The following is a 436-nucleotide window of genomic DNA, read 5'->3' as shown; positions in this document are numbered from 1 at the left end:
AGATAGCAGTCCAATGCTAGCCCAGAGGGCGCACCGGTTCAGAGCAGAAGCTTTGCCGCCGGTGCGGGTGGGGTGTGCTGGTGGAAAACCACGAAGGACGACCGTTGGAACTGGTGGTGTTTCAACGGTCTCTTCTGTGTTTATTGAGTTGTTGTGTTGTTTGGTGTCGGCGGTTTCTTACTCTCCCACAACCTCCCGGTTGCAGTACCATCAGCGTTAGCAGGCTTAGCTTCCGGGTTCGGAATGGGTCCGGGCGTTTCCCTGCTGCTATAGGCCACCGACAAACACTCGAGGCATTTTTTGCCTGGCTGTGGGTGTTGTGTCAGATACTGTGTAGTGGACGCGAGTGACAGTGACAAATTCTGTTGCTTAATTTTTGTTTTGTGTTGTTTCTCCAAACCCTTGTTTGGGTTTGGTGTGTTTGTTTTGGTCTATT

Annotated in this window: 1 rRNA gene; it reads right to left on the bottom strand. The window is 51.4% G+C overall.

Annotated features, from left to right (window positions below):
- Nucleotides 1-164: 164 nt before the first annotated feature.
- Nucleotides 165-282 (bottom strand): 5S ribosomal RNA (gene rrf / locus HMPREF2875_RS06465).
- Nucleotides 283-436 lie beyond the last annotated feature (154 nt).

The organism is Corynebacterium sp. HMSC078H07 (assembly GCF_001812805.1).
Lineage (GTDB): Bacteria > Actinomycetota > Actinomycetes > Mycobacteriales > Mycobacteriaceae > Corynebacterium.
Note: the sequence above shows the minus strand (reverse complement) of the source record. Positions and strands in the feature narration are given on the sequence as shown.